The sequence below is a fragment of the Actinacidiphila sp. bgisy145 genome, from assembly GCF_057708125.1.
Window position 1 is genome coordinate 126,051 of record NZ_JBYIRL010000010.1, and the last position, 17,697, is coordinate 143,747.

The window sequence follows — 17,697 nt, forward strand, 5'->3', positions numbered from 1 at the left end:
GCCGCGCCCTGAAATCGCGAGGTCACCACGGGTCGCGCAGCGCCGACCGGTGCAGGCGGCCGGCGAGAGCGGCGACCAGGTCGCGGAGCTCGGCGGGGCGCTCGACGGCGAACGGCAGGTCGAGCGCGGCCAGGACGCCGGGCAGCCAGTCCAGGCGCTCCACATGCAGTTCCACGTGGAGCCAGCCGGCGGGGTCGTCCGGGTCGGTGGGCTCGCCGTCCCGGGCGGCCGGGGGCTTCGTCACGACCGCGACGGACGCCGGCAGGCGGGTGCGGACCTCCTCCACGCTACCGGCGATCCGCAGCACCACCTCGTACCGGTAGCGCGCGGTGGCGAACCCGGTCAGCACGCGCTCGGCCGGGTCGACGCCGGCGGGCGGGGAGAACGAGCCCGGCAGGGTGCGCGCCTCCGCGACGCGGTCGAGCCGGAACGTACGGTCCTCGCCGCCGGGCACCAGCGCGCCCGTGACGTACCAGCGGCCGGAGTGGACCACCAGGCCGTACGGGTGCAGCGTCCGTACGGTGGCGCGGCCGCCGGCGGCGGTGTGGCGGAAGGCGACCGGGCGGTGGTGGCGCACCGCGTCGGCGAGCGTGAGCAGCACGGCGCTGTCCGGCGCGGCGGGTTCCGCGCCGCCCGGGGCGGTGAGGGCGAGGGTGTCCAGCACGGTGTCGAGCCGGGCGCGCAGCCGCGCGGGCAGCACCCGGCGGATCTTGGCCGCCGCGGTCTCGCCGGCGGTGGCCGCTTCCGTGGCCAGGCCGAGGCGCCGGCCCGCGACCAGGCCGAGGAGCACGGCGAGGGCCTCGTCGTCGCTGAGCATCAGCGGGGGCAGGCGGTAGCCGGGGGCGAGCCGGTAGCCGCCGTAGCGGCCGCGGACCGACTCGACCGGCACGTCGAGGTCGAGGAGGTGGTCGGCGTACCGCCGCACCGTGCGCTCGTCCACGCCGAGCCGGTCGGCGAGTTCGGCGACGGTGCGGGTGCCGCCGGACTGGAGGAGTTCCAGCAGGGTGAGCACGCGGGCGGTGGGGCGGGACATACCTGCGATTCTGCCTCGGATACCGGGCGGGTTCTGCCCGGTATCCGTCCTAACGTGCGGTGGAGAGAACAGCACCCGACGACGTACGGAGCACCCCATGGAGTTCGCCTCGACCCGCATCATCACCGACGACGTGGCCCGCCTCGTCGGCTTCTACGAGCGCGTGACCGGCGTACGGGCCGACTGGGCCACCGAGGACTTCGCGGAGATCCGCACCCCGGGGGCGACCCTGGCGATCGGCAGCACCCGCACGGTCCCCCTCTTCGCACCCGGCTCCGCCCGGCCCGCCGCCAACCACAGCGCGATCATCGAGTTCCTCGTGCCCGACGTGGACGCCGCCTACCGCGACCTCGCCGGTTCGGACTTCGTCAACGAGCCCACCACGATGCCCTGGGGCAACCGCTCCCTGCTGCTCCGCGACCCCGACGGCACCCTCGTCAACCTCTTCACCCCGGTCACGGCAGCCGCCCGCGAGAGGTTCGCCGCCCCGTCCCGGAAGTAGCCGCTCACCCGTCGAAACGGCCCCCGCGCACAGCCGCCACGAATTGGGCGAACGAGTCCGCCGGGAACACCAGCGCCGGACCGGCCTTGTCCTTCGAGTCCCGCACGGCCACCTGCCCGGTGGGGGTCAGATCGGCGACCTCGACGCAATTGGTGCCGTTCTCCTGGCTGTACGACGACTTGAACCAGGCGTCTTCGGCCACAAGGTGTGGAGCCGTGCGGTGCGTCATGTGGATCAGATCTCTCCGGCTAGTCGGTGCAAGAAGGTCGGCGTCTCGCCGGGGGCGAGTGCGCCCGCGCTGAGGGCGTCGAACTTGCGGTTGAACGCCCAGATGGTGGTGTCCTTGTCGCTGACATTGGAGCTGTCGGGCATGTCGGACTGGACGACCGTGAGCTTCGGCGCCTCCAGCTCCAGCAAGGTGAAGTTCGTGCTGGAGCGGTACGTAGCGATATCCAGCGGCAGGATCTGGACGGTCACATTATCGAGCTTCGTCAACCGGATGATCTCTTCGTACTGCTCCCGCATGACATCCGGGCCGCCGATCGTCCGCCGGAGCGCAGCCTCATCGAGGATGCACCACAGTTCCAGCGGACCTTCCCTGCCCGTGAGGCGTTCCTTCCGCTCCATACGCAGCTGGATGTTGCGCTCGACAAACTCCGTGGTGTGCTCCTCAACGGGCTTCGCGACCTGGAGCATCTCGCGGACGTAGCGCTCGGTCTGGAGAAGTGAGAACACGACGTTCGGCTGCCACGCACGGATCGCGCGGGCGCCCGTCTCCAGCCCGACGTACATCGCCATGCCGGACGGCATCACGCTGCGGTACTGCGACCACCAACCGCGGTTGAGGGAGTCCCGGTGGATCTCCGCGAGGAAGTCGATGTCCTCCTGGCTCCCGACTCCGTACCGCTCCAGGAGAACCCGTAGCTCGGTGGTGGACTTGAGGGCCGTCAGGCCGTTCTCCACCCGGTAGAGCTTGGTGATGGAGAGGTCCAGCTCACTGACCGCCTCGGCGAGGGTGAACCCCGCCTTCTCGCGCAACCTGCGGAGCTCCGAGCCGAGTTGCATGCGCCGAACAGTGGGTCCGGTCGGTGCCGCCATGAGTCTGCCTCCCCGTGTACCGAGTCTACGAGCTCGACGCGAGAGCCCCGAGCGTTTAACGGACAGTCCGCACTCCGCGAAGGAACCGTCGAGGACGAGGTGGCGGCGGACCGGGACGGGCACGGGGTGCTGTGGGCCCGGATGGGCGAGGCGGTGGGGGTCGGGCGGCCCGACTACCGGGCCATGAGCTCACACCGCCAACGCGTCGCCGCACTCTGCAAGTTGTGCCAGGTGTGCGGGAAGCCGGCCGACCGCAGCGCCAAGGGCTGGCTCTTCCTGATGCCGGGTGGAGGCGAAACGGAGGATCTGGAGGGGACGTTGACCACGAAGCCGCCGGTCTGCGGCCCCTGCGCCAAGGTTGCCGTACGGCACTGCCCGCACCTCGCGGCACCGCTCTTCGTGCACTCCCGCAAGCCCCGCGTCTGGGGCGTGTTCGGCGGGTTCGTCACGCCCTCCCCCACCGGCGGCCTGGTCAACTCCGCGGACACGTACATGCCGTACGGCGACCGGGAGGCGGCGCCCTGGTTCCTGGCCTCCCAACTCGTCCTGGAACTCACCCGTTGCGGCTGAACGACGGCTCCACGCCGTGGCCGGACGGCCGTTCACCCCCGCACAACCCCTCGGCACGCCAGTGCGCCCCGGGGTGTCTCACGTGTCGCTGTCCAACACACCTGATTCCTGGGTACCACTGACTGACACTCAGGTCTACGCGTGGAGAATTCTTGGCATGGACACTTCCCAAGGGAAGCTACCGCGCGGTACCAAGGTGACGCAGCGATCCCGCCCTTGGAGGTTTCGTGAGACTCACAAAGTCCCTTACCGCTCTTGCCGCCACGGGGTTCGCCCTGGTGACAGCGATGTTGCTGGCGGCTCCGGCACAAGCCGCCGGGCCGGCGTACGTCGCGCTGGGCGACTCGTACGCAGCCGGCAACGGGGCCGGCAACTACATCAGTTCCAGCGGTGACTGCCACCGCAGCAACAGCGCGTACCCGGCCCTGTGGGCCAGCGCGCACAGCCCCTCCTCGTTCACGTTCGCCGCGTGCTCCGGCGCGGTGACCACGGACGTGATCAACAACCAGCTCAGCGCGCTGAACTCGTCCACCGGCCTGGTGAGCCTCACCGTCGGCGGCGACGACGCGGGCTTCTCCGACGTGATCACCACCTGCGTCACCGGCTCCGACGACACCTGCGTCAGCCGGGTCAACACCGCCGAGTCGTACATCACGAACACCCTTCCGGCCCGGCTGGACGCGGTGTACAACGCGGTCCACTCCAAGGCGCCCTCCGCGAAGGTCGTCGTGCTGGACTACCCGCACCTGTACAAGCTCAACACGCTCTGCCTCGGCCTCAGTTCGACCAAGCACAACAAGCTCAACGAGGCCGCCGACCTGATCGACTCGGTCATCTCGGCCCGCGCCTCCGCGCACGGCTTCACCTTCGGCGACGTGCGCACCACGTTCAGCGGCCACGAGCTGTGCTCCGGCGACGACTACCTGCACTCCCTGGTCATCAGCCCGACCTGGGAGTCCTACCACCCCACCGCCACCGGCCACTCCAAGGGCTACCTGCCGGTCCTGACGACCGACGCGTCCTGACCCGCACCCCCAGCACACGCAAGAGCCCCCGGCCGACGGGAGAACCGCCGACCGGGGGCTTCTTGGGAAGCCGGGGAACCGCGTCCCCGTGGAACCTAGTTCTTCTGGATCTGGTCGAAGCTCAGCTCGACCGGGGTCTCGCGGCCGAAGATCTCCACCAGGCCCTTGACCTTCTTGGAGTCCGGGTTGATCTCGTTGATCGTCGCCTGGAGGGTGGCGAAGGGGCCGTCGGTGACGGTGACCGAGTCGCCGACCTCGAAGTCGAGCACCTGGACCTCGACCTTGCGCGGCTGGGCCGTGCCCTCGGCGATCGCGGCGGCCTCGGCCGCGGCCTCCACCTCGGGGGCGAGCATCTTGACGATCTCGTCCAGCGTCAGCGGGTAGGGGTCGTAGGCGTTGCCGACGAAGCCGGTGACACCCGGGGTGTTGCGGACGACGCCCCAGGACTCGTTGGTGAGGTCCATGCGGACCAGCACATAGCCCGGGAGCTTGTTCTGCCGGATGGTCTTCCGGTCGCCGTTCTTGATCTGGACTACTTCTTCCTGGGGCACTTCGGCCTGGTAGATGTACTCCTCGACGTTGAGCGAGACGGCGCGCTGCTCCAGGTTGGACTTCACGCGGTTCTCGTAGCCGGCGTAGGTGTGGATGACGTACCACTCGCCGGGCAGGGTGCGCAGCTCCTCGCGGAACGCGGCGACCGCGTCGACCGGCTCGGCGGCCGGGGCCTCGGCCTCATCGGCCTCGTCGGCGTCCTCCGCGGCCTCGTCGCCCGCGGTCTCGTCCGCCGCCTCGTCGTCAGCGGCTTCCTCGTCCGCGGCCTCGTCGGTGTCCGCTACGTCGTCGGCGCTGTCGGCGCTGTCGGCGCCGTCGGCGTCCTCGGTGTGCACGGCTTCCTGCTCCGCCGGCTCCCCCTCGGCCAGGTCCGCAGCCTCGGCCTCGTCGATGTCGCCGTCAGCAGCGTCGACGATGTCGAGCGCGGACTCCTCGTCCGCCGCGGACTCGTCGGTGACGTCGGCATCGTGCGCGTTGGGGTCAGACACGTGACTGCTCTTCCTGACTTCTCAAAGGGTGGGACATACGGCTCGCCGCCGAGGACACCGGCGCGGGCCGTGGGTTCGAGCGAAGGCTCATCCGAAGACGTACGAGACAAGCTTCTCGAAACCGTAGTCAACCACGCTGACGAACGCGATGACGACGACAACGAACACAATCACCACAGTGGTGTACGTCGACAGGTCATTGCGGCTCGGCCAGACGACCTTGCGCAGTTCGGCGACGATCTGACGGTAGAAGAGCGCGAGACGACCGAGCGGGCCCTTCTTGCCGCGCTTACCACCGCGGCGGGGCTTCTTGCCGGTCTCCTTGTCGTCCTCAGCAGGGACCTCAACGGAGTCCGTGATCTCAGTCACTCGTCCTCACCTGACTCCGGGTCGTGGCCATGCCGCGCCCGTCGCGCGGTACGGCGAGTGCTTCTGTCTGCTACCTGCGCCCACGCCCACCGTCGGACGTGTGGAGCAGGGTCGGAGGGACTCGAACCCACAACCCCTGGTTTTGGAGACCAGTGCTCTGCCAATTGAGCTACGACCCTACGTAGACACCCCCAACGTACCGCAACGGTACGACAGGAGGGCCACGACCGATGAGTGTACGTGGTCCGGGCCGCCCCGTCGAACGCCTTGCACGCGAAAGATCAAAACCGGCCCGGTGAACTCGGGTGCCGGGGCCGCCCGGGGAATGGGACGATGCACCCATGAGCGCAGCCACTCCCTCCGCACAGTCTGCTACCGACCGGCGGGTATCGGCCCGTATCGGGGCGATCTCCGAGTCCGCGACGCTGGCCGTGGACGCCAAGGCCAAGGCCCTCAAGGCGGCCGGGCGCCCGGTGATCGGCTTCGGTGCCGGCGAGCCCGACTTCCCCACCCCCGACTACATCGTCGACGCGGCCGTGGAAGCCTGCCGGAACCCGAAGTTCCACCGCTACACGCCGGCCGGCGGCCTGCCCGAGCTGAAGGCCGCCATCGCCGCCAAGACGCTCCGCGACTCCGGCTACGAGGTGGACGCCTCGCAGGTCCTGGTCACCAACGGCGGGAAGCAGGCGATCTACGAGGCGTTCGCCGCGGTCCTCGACCCGGGCGACGAGGTCATCGTGCCCGCGCCCTACTGGACCACCTACCCGGAGTCGATCCGGCTCGCCGGCGGCGTGCCGGTCGAGGTCGTCGCCGACGAGACCACCGGCTACCGGGTGTCGGTCGAGCAGCTGGAGGCGGCCCGCACCGAGCGCACCAAGGTGGTGCTCTTCGTCTCCCCGTCCAACCCGACCGGCGCGGTCTACGGCCCGGCCGAGACCGAGGCGATCGGCCGCTGGGCGGTCGAGCACGGCCTGTGGGTGCTCACCGACGAGATCTACGAGCACCTGGTCTACGGCGACGCGGCCTTCACCTCGCTGCCCGCGGTCGTGCCCGAGCTGCGCGACAAGTGCCTGGTGGTCAACGGCGTCGCGAAGACCTACGCGATGACCGGCTGGCGGGTCGGGTGGATCATCGGCCCCAAGGACATCGTCAAGGCGGCCACCAACCTCCAGTCGCACGCCACCTCCAACGTCAACAACGTGGCGCAGGCGGCCGCGCTCGCCGCGGTCAGCGGCGACCTGTCCGCGGTCGCGGAGATGCGCGCCGCCTTCGACCGCCGCCGGCAGACGATCGTCCGCATGCTCAACGAGATCGACGGCGTGGTCTGCCCGGTCCCCGAGGGCGCGTTCTACGTCTACCCGTCGGTGAAGGCGCTGCTGGGCAGGGAGATCCGCGGCAAGCGCCCGCAGAACTCGGTCGAGCTGGCCGCGCTCATCCTCGACGAGGCCGAGGTCGCGGTGGTGCCCGGTGAGGCGTTCGGCACACCCGGCTACCTGCGGCTGAGCTACGCGCTGGGCGACGAGGACCTGGTCGAGGGCGTCTCGCGGCTCCAGAAGCTGCTCGCGGAGGCCACCGCCTAGGACGCTCCGGCCGCCTTGTACGGCCGACCGCCCTTTCGGGCAAGCCCCCGTTCGGTGAAAGTGGTACCGGGCGGGGGCCGACCTGTAGCAGGATCTATAGATGGCACGCGAGGTAGGGACGACGGCGCGCGAGATCCGCGAGCTGCCCAAAGCACATCTGCATCTGCACTTCACCGGGTCCATGCGGCCCGCGACTCTGCTGGAACTGGCCGACAGGCACGGGGTGCGGCTGCCCGAGGCGCTGACCTCGGGTGAGCCCCCGAAACTGCGTGCCACCGACGAGCGCGGCTGGTTCCGCTTCCAGCGGCTCTACGACATCGCCCGCTCGTGCCTGCGCACCCCCGAGGACATCCAGCGGCTGGTCCGGGAGGCCGCCGAGGAGGACGCCGCCGACGGCTCCGGCTGGCTGGAGATCCAGGTCGACCCGACCTCGTACGCGCCCCGGCTGGGCGGGCTGATTCCCACGCTGGAGATCATCCTCGACGCGGTGCGCAGCGCCTCGCGCGACACCGGCGTGGGCATGGCCGTGATCGTGGCCGCGAACCGGATGAAGCACCCGCTGGACGCCCGTACCCTGGCCCGGCTCGCGGTCCGGTACGCCGACCAGGGGGTGATCGGCTTCGGGCTGTCCAACGACGAACGGCGCGGGCTGGCGCGGGACTTCGACCGGGCGTTCGCGATCGCCCGCGAGGGCGGGCTGCTCGCGGCCCCGCACGGCGGGGAGCTGGCCGGGCCGTCGAGCGTCCGCGACTGCCTGGACGACCTGCACGCCCAGCGGGTCGGGCACGGGGTGCGCGCTGCCGAGGACCCCTACCTGCTGCGGCGCCTGGCGGACTCCGAGGTCACCTGCGAGGTCTGCCCGGCGTCGAACGTCGCGCTCGGCGTCTACGACAAACCCGAGGACGTGCCGCTGCGGACGCTGTGGGACGCCGGGGTGCCGATGGCGCTCGGCGCCGACGACCCGCTGCTGTTCGGCGCGCGGCTGGCCGCCCAGTACGAGATCGCGCGGGACGCCCACGGGTTCTCCGACCTCGAACTGGCGGAGCTGGCCAGGCAGTCCGTCCGCGCCTCCCGCGCCCCCAAGGAGGTCCGCGACCGCCTCCTCGCCGACATCACCGCCTGGGCGGCGCCCTAGCTACAGGGCCGTGCCCACGAAGACCGGTTCGTTGACGAGGGTGACGCCGAAGGCGGCGTGGACGCCGTCGCGGACCTCGCGGGCGAGGGCGAGGAGGTCGGCGGTGGTGGCGGTGCCGCGGTTGGTCAGGGCGAGGGTGTGCTTCGTGGAGATGCGGGCGGGCCCGGAACCGTAGCCCTTGGTGAAGCCGGCCTTGTCGATCAGCCAGGCCGCGGAGGTCTTCACGTGGTCGGTGTCGGCCGGGTAGGCGGGCGGGATGACCTCCGGGCCGAGGTGCTCCTTCACCCGGACCAGGAACCGCGCGTGCTCGGCGGCGCTGAGCACCGGGTTGGTGAAGAACGACCCGGCGGACCAGGTGTCGTGGTCCGCGGCGTCCAGCACCATGCCCTTGCCGGCGCGCAGCGCGAGCACCGCCGTACGGGCCTCGGCGAGCGGCACCCGGTCGCCGGCCTCGACACCGAGTGCCCGGGCCGTCTCGGGGTACTTCAGGGGCGCCGACAGCCCGCCCGCGTCCTCCAGCTCGAACCGCACCCGCAGCACCACGTGCCGGTCGGGTTCGGCCTTGAACCGGCTGTGGCGGTAGGCGAAGCCGCACTCGGCGTTCGGCAGGGTGACGACCTCGTCGCGACCGCGGTCGTAGGCGACCACCTCGCTGACCGTGGCGGACACCTCCTGGCCGTACGCCCCGACGTTCTGGATCGGGGTGGCGCCGGCCGAGCCGGGGATGCCGGCCAGGCACTCGACCCCGGCCAGCCCCGCCTCGACGGTGCGGGCCACCGCGTCGGACCAGACCTCGCCGGCCGCCAGCTCCAGTGTCCTGCCGTGCAGCGCGACCCCGCCGGTGGCGATGCGGACGGCGGTGCCGTCGAAGCCCTCGTCGGCGATCACCAGGTTGCTGCCGCCGCCGACCAGCAGCACCGGCTCGCCGCGCGTGTCCGCCGCGCGCACCGCGGCGACCACGTCCGCGTCGGTGCGGGCGGTCACCAGCCGCCGGGCCGGGCCTCCCAGCCGGAAGGTGGTCAGCGGCGCAAGTTCGGCGTTCTCGGTCACATCCACGCGGAAAGCCTACGTTCCCCGCGCCCGCGAGGGGGCCGGGGAACGCGCCGGCCCGGCGGACCACCGTCCCGGGCGCTACCGCGCACTGGTCTCCAGCGCGCCGTCGGCCGCCCGCGGCTGCCCCGCCACCGCCTCCTGCCGCGCGGCCTGGGCGCGCCGCGTCGGGTTGCACAGCGCCGCGACCATCCCGACCACCAGGATCGACGCGCCCACCCACAGCGCCGGGGTGAGGCCGTCCACGAAGGCGGCCGGGGACTGGTATCCGCCGTGCGAGGAGAAGATGGTGCCGAGCAGCGCGATGCCCAGCGCCCCGCCGACCTCGCGCAACGCGTTGTTCGTGCCCGAGGCGATGCCCTGCTGCGACTCCGGCACCGAGCCCATCAGCAAGTTGGTGGCCGGGGCGAAGAACAGCGCCATGCCGACCCCGCTGATGATCAGCGCGGGCAGCTGCGCGGTGTAGGACAGGTCGGTGGAGATCAGCGCCGCGTACCAGCCGAGCCCGACGGCCTGGCAGCCCAGCCCGGCGGCGACCACGAGCCGGCCGCCGATACGGTCGGACAGGTAGCCGGCGACCGGCGACACGATCATCGGCATACCGGTCCAGGGCAGCATCCGCAGCCCCGCCTCGGTGGGGCTGTAGCCGACCACGGTCTGCAGGTACTGGCTGAGCAGGAAGACCGAGCCGAACATGCCGACGAACATCAGCATGCTGGTCGCGTTGGTCGCCGCGAAGCCCCGGTTGGCGAACATCCGCATCGGCACCATGGGGCGCGCGGCGGTGAAGCCGTGCCGGACGAACGCCGCCACCAGAACGCCGCCGCCGATCAGTCCGGACAGCACCCGGACGCTGCTCCAGCCGTGGTCGGTCGCACTGACCAGGGCGTAGACGACGCCGAACAGGCCGAGGCTGATCAGGGCGGTGCCGCGGAAGTCCAGCCGGGCGTCGGGCGCGGAGGACTCGCGCAGCTTCAGCCGGGCCAGCGGCAGCAGCGCCAGGCCGATCGGCACGTTGAGCCAGAAGATCCAGTGCCACGAGATGTGCTGGGTGAGGCTGCCGCCGATCAGTGGGCCGCAGGCGACCGCGAGGCCGTTGGCCGCGCCCCAGATCCCGTACGCCATGCCCCGCTTCTCCTTGGGCACCGCCGCGGTCAGCAGGGTCAGGGTGAGCGGCATCATGATCGCGCCGCCGACGCCCTGCAGGGCCCGCGCGGCGATCAGCTCGCCGATGCCGGAGGAGAGCGCGGCCGCGGCCGACGCGGCGGTGAAGACGCTGATGCCCACGAGGAAGAGCCGGCGGCGGCCGAAGCGGTCACCGAGCGCCGCGCCGAACATCAGCAGCACCGCGAAGGTGAGGGTGTAGGCGCTGACCGTCCACTCCAGGTCCGACAGGGCGCCGCCCAGGCTCTCGCGGATGGACGGCAGCGCGGTCGTGACCACCAGGTTGTCCAGGGCCGCCATGAAACCCGCCACGCTCGTGATGACCAGGGCCCAGCCCACGCCCGGTCCCTTCCGCTTCCCCTCGAACGCCGTCGCCGGCGCCGGTATCCGGTCCCGTGGTGGCCGCTGTTCGGTACTCATCGGTACTACCCCCTGCTGGTTCGTGGTGCTGGCCGGCACCTCGGTGAGTTATCAGTCACTAAGTTTCGACCCCAAAAAAAGAGGCCGCTCGGGGCGGACCACCGGGCCGGGTCGGCCCCGGGTCACTCGGGGCAGGCGGCCGCATGGAAGCCCTCCCAACTCCGGTGGGACGCCGGAAAGCCCATGGAGACCAGGGTGTTGATCAGCATCCCGTACGCGAAGAACTCCGTCGTCTCGTCGACGTCCGTGCCCAGTGCGGCGCGGGCCTCGTCCCACATCTCCTGCCACGCGACCCGGAGCGGGGCGCCGAACTCGTGGTCCCCGCCGGCCTCGGCGGCCGCGACCGCCGCGTACATCTGCATCTGGAGCAGCAGCTTCTCCGGTTCCTCCCGCAGCAGCCGCTGGTAGGCCGACGCCATCGCTTCCAGGCGCTCCTCGACGGGCACGCCCTCGACGGCCCGGGCGAAGACCGCGCGGGCCTCGACGAGGCTGCGTTCGCAGGCCGCGACGAACATGGCCTGCTTGTTGGGGAAGAGGCGGAACAGGTACGGCTGGGAGACGCCCACGCGCCGGGCGATCGCCTCCGTGGACGTGCCGTTGTAGCCGCCCTGGGCGAACTCGCTCATGGCCACGGTGATGACGCTGGCGCGTCGCTCCTCGGCGCTCATCCTTGCCATGGCGTCAAGTTAGTGGTCAATTACTTACGTGGTCAAGCGGGAGGGCTGGACCGTCTCCGCCGCAGCGGTGCCGACTGGCTGCCCGCCGGGCCGGGCGGGCAGCCGGGGGCAGCCCGGGGCGGCGAGCGGTCGGCACGAGGGCCCCCGCGCCCCGTCGAAAGGGAGAACAGGAGACTCGCGGCGGACTCGGACCCGGACCCGGACTCAGGCGAGCCTGACGACGGCGCGGGACATGCCCAGCACCTTCTGGCCCTGGCTGGTGGCGAGGAGGTCCACCCGCACGCGGTGGTCGTCGAGCTTGGCGGCGACCTTCGCGGAGACGTGCACGGTGGCGCCGACGCCGTCGTCGGGCACCACGACGGGCCGGGTGAAGCGGACGCCGTACTCCTCGACGGCTGCGGGGTCCACCGTCCAGTCGGTGACCACGCGGATGGCGACCGCCATCGTGAACATGCCGTGCGCGATGACGTCGGGCAGGCCGACCTCGCGGGCGAACCGCTCGTTCCAGTGGATCGGGTTGAAGTCGCCCGAGGCGCCGGCGTACTGCACGAGGGTGGCCCGGTCGACCGGGAACTCCTGTGCGGGCAGCTCGGTGCCGACCTCGACGTCGTCGTACGCGATTGCCGCGGTCATCGGCCGTCCCCGCTCGTGTCGTTGCTGCTCGCGGCGCCGGCAGCGGCCTTTGCGTCACCGGCGGGGCTCTTCGCGTCACCCGCGTCGGCCGCCTCGATCGGGCGGGCCACCAGCTTGGTCAGCGCGGTGACCACGTGCTCGCCGGACTCGTCGTGGATCTCCCCGCGGATCTCCAGCACCTCGTTGCCCGCGAGGGACTTGATCGAGTCGATCGTGGAGGTGACCGTGAGGCGGTCGCCGGCCCGCACCGGGCGGGTGTAGGTGAAGCGCTGGTCGCCGTGGACCACCCGGCTGTAGTCGAGGCCCAGTTCGGGGTCCTGGATCACCAGGCCGGCCGCCTTGTAGCTGATCGCGAAGGGGAAGGTCGGCGGCGCGATCACGTCGGGGTACCCGAGCGCCTTGGCCGCGTCGGCGTCGACGTACACCGGGTTCGGGTCGCCGATCGCCTCGGCGAACTCGCGGATCTTCTCCCGGCCGACCTCGTAGGCGCTGCCGGGCGGATAGCTCCGCCCGACGAAGGACGGGTCGAGGGCCATCGTGAACCTCCGGGTGCGGGCGGGCCGGCGCGGACCGCGCGGCTCGGACATGCGATGAGGCCGCCCCCGGGGTACGGGAGCGGCCTCACGGTAGGGCTTCAGCCGGACGGTGCCGGCACAGTCCGGTCAGCTGCCGACGCGGGACACGGCGCCGCAGTGCGCCGGAACCCTGGGGCTCCGGCGTTGCGTCGGGTACGGTCCCGGCCGGGCGGCACGCGGGGCCGCCGACAGCGTCAGCGGGTCTCGCGGTGCGCGGTGTGCGCGTTGCAGCGGGGGCAGTGCTTCTTCATCTCAAGACGGTCCGGGTCGTTGCGCCGGTTCTTCTTGGTGATGTAGTTCCGCTCCTTGCACTCCACGCAGGCCAGCGTGATCTTAGGGCGGACGTCGGTGGCGGCCACGTGAGTGCTCCTTGACGAACGGGTGTGATGAACACAGAAAGAGTAGCCGATCGAGGGACCGAACCCGCAATCGGCTACGGAGAGTAGCGGCGACCGGACTTGAACCGGTGACACAGCGATTATGAGCCGCTTGCTCTACCGACTGAGCTACGCCGCCTCGACGGACTGACCCCCGTCGTGGCGACGGGGGACCGATCCATCAGAGCCCCAATACGGAATCGAACCGTAGACCTTCTCCTTACCATGGAGACGCTCTACCGACTGAGCTATTGGGGCGAGCGAGGAAGACATTACACGCTCCGCAGCGATACGTGAAATCCGTATCCGGCGGGGCACATCGGACCTGGCGGACACCCGAACCGCGGCTCCCCCGGGGCCTGTCGGCGCCGCGTGGGCCGGCCCGTACCCAAGGGCGCCGCGGGTCCGCCACGGCCCCGCCGCGACCCCTGCCGGTACGACTAATGCGCTCCTCCCGGGACCTCGGCACCGGGCGCCCTAGGCTCTGAACCGCGTGATCGCGCCGTACGTCCCGCTTCCGGCCATCCACCGTGCGCGCCCCTGGTGAACCACGGGTGGCCGTCCGCCTCCGGGCGCCGTGCTTCTCCTGCTTCCTGTCCCGTGATCCTGTTCCTGTCCCGTGATCCTGCCTCCCACCGTCCGTAGAGCCCGTACCGGAGGAGCGCGATGACCGACAGCTCTCGCGGCACCACCGCGGAGACCGCCACCCTGCTGCTGTGCGGCGCCCGCCTCACCGACGGCCGGGCCGTCGACGTCCGGTTGAGCGGCGCGCGGATCGAGGCGGTGGGCACCGCGGGAAGCCTCGCGCTGCCCGCGGACCGCGGGGGCGGCGGCGAACGGACCGCGGGCCCGGTCGACCGCGAGCGGGCCGGCCGGACCGACCGTGCCGATCGCGGTACCCGGATCGACCTGCGCGGCTACCTCCTGCTGCCCGCTCCCGCCGAACCGCACGCGCACCTGGACTTCGCGCTCACCGCCGGCGGCCCGCCCGCGGGCGACACCGAGGACGTGCAGCGCCGCGCCACCGAGGCCGCGCTCCTCCAACTCGGCCACGGCGCCACCGCGGTGCGCAGCCACGTACGGATCGGCGACGTACGCGGGCTGCGCTCGCTGGAGGCGGTGCTCCAGGCGCGGCAGTCGCTGCGCGGGCTGCTGGAGGTGCAGGCGGTGGCCGTGCCGCGGGTGCTCACCGGGGCGGCGGGCGCGGACGGCCTGGCGATGCTGCGGGACGCGCTGAAGATGGGCGCCTCGGCGGTGGGCGGCTGCCCCGACCTCGATCCGGACCCGAGCGGCTACATCGAGGCGGTGCTCACGCTGGCCGCCGAGTTCGGGCTGCCGGTGGACCTGCACACCGCAGCCGACGACCCGGCGCGGATGGCCCGGCTCGCCGCGATGGCCGGCGGGCTGCGGCCCGGGGTCACCCTCGGCCCCTGCCACCGGCTGGCCGTGCAGGGCCCGGACGGGGTCGCGCGCACCGCGGACCGGCTGGCCTCGGCGGGCGTCTCGGTGGTCGCGCTCCCCCAGGGCGGCTGCGGCGCGCTGGACCGCGGCTCGCCCGCGCCGGCCTCCCCCGCGGCCTACGCGGCCGCCGCCGTCCGCCCGCTGGCGCCGCTGACCGCGGTACGCGCGCTGCGCGCGGCCGGGGTGCGGGTGACCGCGGGCAGTGGCGCGCTGTGCGACCTGGCCAACCCGGTCGGCCGCGGCGACCCGTTGGAGGCGGCGTTCCTGCTGGCCTCGCACGGCGAGTGCGCTCCCCTGCTCGCCTACGACCTGGTCAGCGCGGAGGCGCGGGCGGTGCTCGGGCTGCCGGAGGTGCGCGTCGAGGCGGGTTTCCCGGCGGAGTTGCTCGCGGTGCGCGGGGAGAGCCTGGCCGGGGTGCTCTCGCTGGCCTACAGCCGGATCGTGATCCACCGCGGCCGGGTGGTCTCGCGGACCAGCGCGGTGCGCGAGTACTGCGACTCGGCGGGCGACGCGGCCTTCGACCTCCCGCGCCAGGCGCACCGCCAGGCGTAGCGTCGGGGCATGCGTACGGTGATCGCTGGTGGACACGGACAGATCGCGCTGCGGCTGGAGAAGCTGCTGAGCGGGCGCGGGGACAGCGCGGTGGGGCTGATCCGCGACCCCGCCCAGGCGGACGACCTGCGGGCGGCGGGTGCCGAACCGGTCGTGCTGGACCTGGAGTCGGCGACGGTGGAGCAGGTGGCGGAGGTGCTGGCGGGCGCCGACGCGGCGGTGTTCGCGGCGGGCGCGGGCGCCGGTTCGGGGGCTGCGCGCAAGCAGACCGTGGACCGGGGCGCGGCGGTGCTGCTCGCGGACGCGGCCGAACGGGCCGGGGTACGGCGCTTCCTGGTGGTCTCGTCGATGGGCGCGGACGCGGCGGCGGAGGGGCGGGACCCGGTCTTCACGGCGTATCTGCGGGCGAAGGGCGAGGCGGACGACGCGGTGCGGGCGCGGGACGCGCTGGCGTGGACGATCCTGCGCCCGGGTGCCCTGACGAACGACAGTGGCACGGGGAAGGTGCACCTCGCGCCTTCGACCGGGCGGGGTTCGGTGCCGCGGGACGACGTGGCGGCGGTGCTGGCGGAGTTGCTGACGGCGCCGGAGACGGCCGGGCTGACGCTGGAGCTGGTCGCGGGGCGCGACCCGGTGGCTTCGGCGGTGCGGGCGGCGGCTTCGTAGGTCCCCTCCTCGCCTGGCGCGTGTGAGGTGCCGGGCCCGGCCCGGGGCGTCGAGGGTCCCGGGCCGGGACGGGTCAGCCGGCGCGCCGCGCGCGCCAGAGGTAGCAGGCCATGGGCAGGCGGACGCGGCCGTCCCGGAACTCCGCGGTGGCGCGGACCTTCGCCTCGATCCGGGCGGTGAGTTCGCGTCTGCGGTCGGCGGGCAGCGCGATGAACCTGCTGTAGGTGGCGAACATGGCGGCGACCTCCTCGGTGGTCGCCTCGGCGGTCCAGGTGACGGTGCGGGTGCGCGGCTCGGTGAAGGGCGCGCCGACGGGCAGCCAGGGTCCGCTGTTCATCCGCGTGATGAGGTCCCCGATCCGGTCGTCGGTGCCCATCTCGTCGTGGACGTACCCGTCGAGGGCGTCGAGCCAGGGCACCCGCCGGTCGCGCCGGGTGTAGAGGATGCCGAAGGTGCCGCCCGGCCTGAGCACCCGGGCGATCTCCGGGAGGGCGGCGGCCGGGTCCATCCAGTGCCAGGCCGCGGAGACGGTGACGGCGTCGACGTGGGCGGCGGGCAGCGGGATGTGCTCGCCGGTCCCGTCGAGGACGTCCGCGCCCGGGCAGTTCCCGGCCAGCACCTCGCGCATCCGGGCGTCGGGTTCGACCGCGACCACCCGCCCGGCGCGGTCGGCGAGTTGACGGGTCAGCAGGCCGGTGCCGGCGCCCAGGTCGAGCACGTCGGGGCGGCCGGCGGGCAGCAGCCAGTCCAGCGCCTGAGCGGGCGGGCCCATGCGGTAGCGGTCGTAGTCCTGTGCCGCGGCGCCGAAGGACACCGCGAGGCCGGGCTGGTCGGTCATGGCACTTCCGTGGGTTGTGGGGGGACGCGGGTCGGGGGGACAGGCGGGCGCTCACCCGGTTGCCGCCGGGCGGCGGTTCACAGGCCGCGCAGCCCCGTGAGCACCCGTTCCAGCAGGGTGACGTCCGGCCGGCCGCCCGCGTAGCCCGGCTGCTGGACGATGACGAAGCCGCCCTCGGCCAGGTCGCCGACGAGCACACGGGTGACGCCGAGCGGGATGTTCAGCAGCGCGGAGATCTCGGCCACCGACGTCAGGTTCACGCACAGCCGGCAGATCGCCTGCTGCTCGGGGAAGAGCCGTACCCCCCTCTCCCAGGCGTGCGCGGTGGTGCCGACCAGCGCCTCCAGCGCGAAGTCGGTCCGGGCCGCCGTACGCCCGCGGGTGACGGCGTAGGGCCGTACGAAGGGCGACGAGTTGCGCCTGCGGTCCTCGCTCACGAGCACACGTCCTTCCGGGGGTGGGTCGGCCGGCGGGCCGCGCGGGGCCTCAGCCGGCCAGCGCGCTCTGCAACTCCCGGCGCACGTCGGGGGTGAGCACGTCGCCGGCCCGTTCGACCAGCAGCGTCATCTCGTAACCGACGACCTTCATGTCGCAGGTGGGCGCGGCGAGCACCGCCAGGATCGAGCCGTCGCTGATCGACGTGAGGAAGAGGAAGCCGTTCAGCATGTCCACCACGGTCTGGGTGACCGCGCCGGCGTCGAAGAGCTGGGCCGCGCCCTGCGTGAGGCTGGCCAGGCCCGAGGCCATGGCGGCGAGTTGGTCGCCGCGGTCCTTGGGCATGGAGGCCGAGGCGAGGAGCTGGACGCCGTCCGAGGAGACGACCACGGCGTGGGCGACTCCCGGCACCTGCTTGACGAAGTTGGCGATGAGCCAGTTCAGGTTCCGTACTTCGGTGCTCGGATCGCTCATGGCTGGGGCTGCTTCCTATGCTG

Annotated in this window: 21 protein-coding genes and 3 tRNA genes; 7 read left to right on the plus strand and 17 right to left on the minus strand. The window is 72.2% G+C overall.

The genetic code is table 11. The features are described from left to right. Positions 1–22: 22 nt before the first annotated feature. Positions 23–1,033 carry a helix-turn-helix transcriptional regulator gene (locus AC3ERT_RS11690; protein WP_435173896.1) on the minus strand — a complete coding sequence of 337 codons (1,011 nt, stop codon included), beginning with the start codon at positions 1,031–1,033 and terminating at the stop codon, positions 23–25. Positions 1,034–1,130: 97 nt separating this feature from the next. On the opposite strand from AC3ERT_RS11690, the gene AC3ERT_RS11695 reads away from it, so the two are divergent. Continuing rightward, entirely contained in the window at positions 1,131–1,535 is a 405-nt protein-coding gene (locus AC3ERT_RS11695; protein ID WP_435173898.1) for a VOC family protein, read from the plus strand. Positions 1,536–1,539: 4 nt separating this feature from the next. On the opposite strand, the gene AC3ERT_RS11700 is transcribed toward AC3ERT_RS11695, so the two are convergent. Beyond that, positions 1,540–1,764, minus strand: a complete 225-nt coding sequence (locus AC3ERT_RS11700; RefSeq protein WP_435173899.1) for a DUF397 domain-containing protein — start codon at positions 1,762–1,764, stop codon at positions 1,540–1,542. Between the two features lie 5 nt (positions 1,765–1,769). Then, a complete protein-coding gene (locus tag AC3ERT_RS11705; RefSeq protein ID WP_435173901.1) occupies positions 1,770–2,600 on the minus strand; it encodes a helix-turn-helix domain-containing protein in 831 nt (276 codons plus the stop codon). Positions 2,601–2,732: 132 nt separating this feature from the next. Between AC3ERT_RS11705 and AC3ERT_RS11710 the strand changes: the two genes are divergently transcribed. Both AC3ERT_RS11710 and AC3ERT_RS11715 read left to right on the plus strand, forming a co-directional pair. Continuing rightward, positions 2,733–3,203 (plus strand): hypothetical protein, encoded by a 471-nt coding sequence (locus AC3ERT_RS11710; RefSeq protein ID WP_435173903.1) that lies wholly within the window; start codon positions 2,733–2,735, stop codon positions 3,201–3,203. Positions 3,204–3,490: 287 nt separating this feature from the next. Then, entirely contained in the window at positions 3,491–4,228 is a 738-nt protein-coding gene (locus tag AC3ERT_RS11715; protein WP_335978531.1) for an SGNH/GDSL hydrolase family protein, read from the plus strand. Between the two features lie 95 nt (positions 4,229–4,323). On the opposite strand, the gene nusG is transcribed toward AC3ERT_RS11715, so the two are convergent. From nusG to AC3ERT_RS11730, 3 genes are all read right to left on the minus strand, one after another. Continuing rightward, on the minus strand, positions 4,324–5,268 hold the full coding sequence (gene nusG, locus AC3ERT_RS11720; RefSeq protein ID WP_435173905.1) for a transcription termination/antitermination protein NusG: 945 nt from the start codon (positions 5,266–5,268) through the stop codon (positions 4,324–4,326). Between the two features lie 87 nt (positions 5,269–5,355). Beyond that, on the minus strand, positions 5,356–5,637 hold the full coding sequence (secE, locus tag AC3ERT_RS11725; RefSeq protein ID WP_335978306.1) for a preprotein translocase subunit SecE: 282 nt from the start codon (positions 5,635–5,637) through the stop codon (positions 5,356–5,358). A gap of 106 nt (positions 5,638–5,743) precedes the next feature. Next, positions 5,744–5,816: transfer RNA gene (locus AC3ERT_RS11730), tRNA-Trp, on the minus strand. 162 nt (positions 5,817–5,978) lie between these two features. Here AC3ERT_RS11730 and AC3ERT_RS11735 point away from each other — a divergent pair. Both AC3ERT_RS11735 and AC3ERT_RS11740 read left to right on the plus strand, forming a co-directional pair. Then, positions 5,979–7,217, plus strand: coding sequence for a pyridoxal phosphate-dependent aminotransferase (locus AC3ERT_RS11735; RefSeq protein WP_435173907.1), 1,239 nt, complete (start codon positions 5,979–5,981; stop codon positions 7,215–7,217). Positions 7,218–7,317: 100 nt separating this feature from the next. Then, entirely contained in the window at positions 7,318–8,352 is a 1,035-nt protein-coding gene (locus AC3ERT_RS11740) for an adenosine deaminase (RefSeq protein WP_335978310.1), read from the plus strand. Here the strand turns inward: AC3ERT_RS11740 and AC3ERT_RS11745 are convergent, their stop codons facing one another. The 8 genes from AC3ERT_RS11745 to AC3ERT_RS11780 all read right to left on the minus strand — a co-directional run bounded on the left by AC3ERT_RS11745 (position 8,353) and on the right by AC3ERT_RS11780 (position 13,506). Beyond that, the gene (locus AC3ERT_RS11745) at positions 8,353–9,408 is read right to left on the minus strand and encodes a UDP-N-acetylmuramate dehydrogenase (RefSeq protein ID WP_435173909.1); all 1,056 of its coding nucleotides are present in this window, start codon (positions 9,406–9,408) and stop codon (positions 8,353–8,355) included. Positions 9,409–9,483: 75 nt separating this feature from the next. After that, complete coding sequence (locus AC3ERT_RS11750; RefSeq protein WP_435173945.1) at positions 9,484–10,866, minus strand: DHA2 family efflux MFS transporter permease subunit; 1,383 nt, start codon at positions 10,864–10,866, stop codon at positions 9,484–9,486. 242 nt (positions 10,867–11,108) lie between these two features. Further along, entirely contained in the window at positions 11,109–11,654 is a 546-nt protein-coding gene (locus AC3ERT_RS11755) for a TetR/AcrR family transcriptional regulator (protein ID WP_435125588.1), read from the minus strand. 213 nt (positions 11,655–11,867) lie between these two features. After that, positions 11,868–12,296, minus strand: a complete 429-nt coding sequence (locus AC3ERT_RS11760) for a MaoC family dehydratase (protein WP_335978316.1) — start codon at positions 12,294–12,296, stop codon at positions 11,868–11,870. Next, complete coding sequence (locus AC3ERT_RS11765) at positions 12,293–12,832, minus strand: MaoC family dehydratase N-terminal domain-containing protein (RefSeq protein ID WP_435125221.1); 540 nt, start codon at positions 12,830–12,832, stop codon at positions 12,293–12,295. Before AC3ERT_RS11765 ends, AC3ERT_RS11760 begins: the two co-directional genes overlap by 4 nt. A gap of 233 nt (positions 12,833–13,065) precedes the next feature. Further along, positions 13,066–13,230, minus strand: a complete 165-nt coding sequence (gene rpmG / locus AC3ERT_RS11770; RefSeq protein WP_004571794.1) for a 50S ribosomal protein L33 — start codon at positions 13,228–13,230, stop codon at positions 13,066–13,068. Positions 13,231–13,314: 84 nt separating this feature from the next. After that, positions 13,315–13,387, minus strand: a tRNA-Met gene (locus tag AC3ERT_RS11775). Positions 13,388–13,433: 46 nt separating this feature from the next. Then, positions 13,434–13,506, minus strand: a tRNA-Thr gene (locus AC3ERT_RS11780). A 408-nt stretch (positions 13,507–13,914) separates the two neighbouring features. Between AC3ERT_RS11780 and AC3ERT_RS11785 the strand changes: the two genes are divergently transcribed. Both AC3ERT_RS11785 and AC3ERT_RS11790 read left to right on the plus strand, forming a co-directional pair. After that, positions 13,915–15,261 (plus strand): amidohydrolase family protein, encoded by a 1,347-nt coding sequence (locus AC3ERT_RS11785; protein WP_435173911.1) that lies wholly within the window; start codon positions 13,915–13,917, stop codon positions 15,259–15,261. 9 nt (positions 15,262–15,270) lie between these two features. Beyond that, positions 15,271–15,927: an NAD(P)H-binding protein gene (locus AC3ERT_RS11790; protein ID WP_335978322.1), complete on the plus strand. Its 657-nt coding sequence runs from the start codon at positions 15,271–15,273 to the stop codon at positions 15,925–15,927. A 73-nt stretch (positions 15,928–16,000) separates the two neighbouring features. Here AC3ERT_RS11790 and AC3ERT_RS11795 read toward each other — a convergent pair whose 3' ends face one another. From AC3ERT_RS11795 to AC3ERT_RS11805, 3 genes are all read right to left on the minus strand, one after another. Next, on the minus strand, positions 16,001–16,765 hold the full coding sequence (locus AC3ERT_RS11795; protein ID WP_435173912.1) for a class I SAM-dependent methyltransferase: 765 nt from the start codon (positions 16,763–16,765) through the stop codon (positions 16,001–16,003). 77 nt (positions 16,766–16,842) lie between these two features. Then, on the minus strand, positions 16,843–17,202 hold the full coding sequence (locus tag AC3ERT_RS11800) for a DUF742 domain-containing protein (protein WP_335978325.1): 360 nt from the start codon (positions 17,200–17,202) through the stop codon (positions 16,843–16,845). Between the two features lie 49 nt (positions 17,203–17,251). Further along, positions 17,252–17,674: a roadblock/LC7 domain-containing protein gene (locus AC3ERT_RS11805; RefSeq protein ID WP_335978327.1), complete on the minus strand. Its 423-nt coding sequence runs from the start codon at positions 17,672–17,674 to the stop codon at positions 17,252–17,254. Positions 17,675–17,697: the final 23 nt, after the last annotated feature.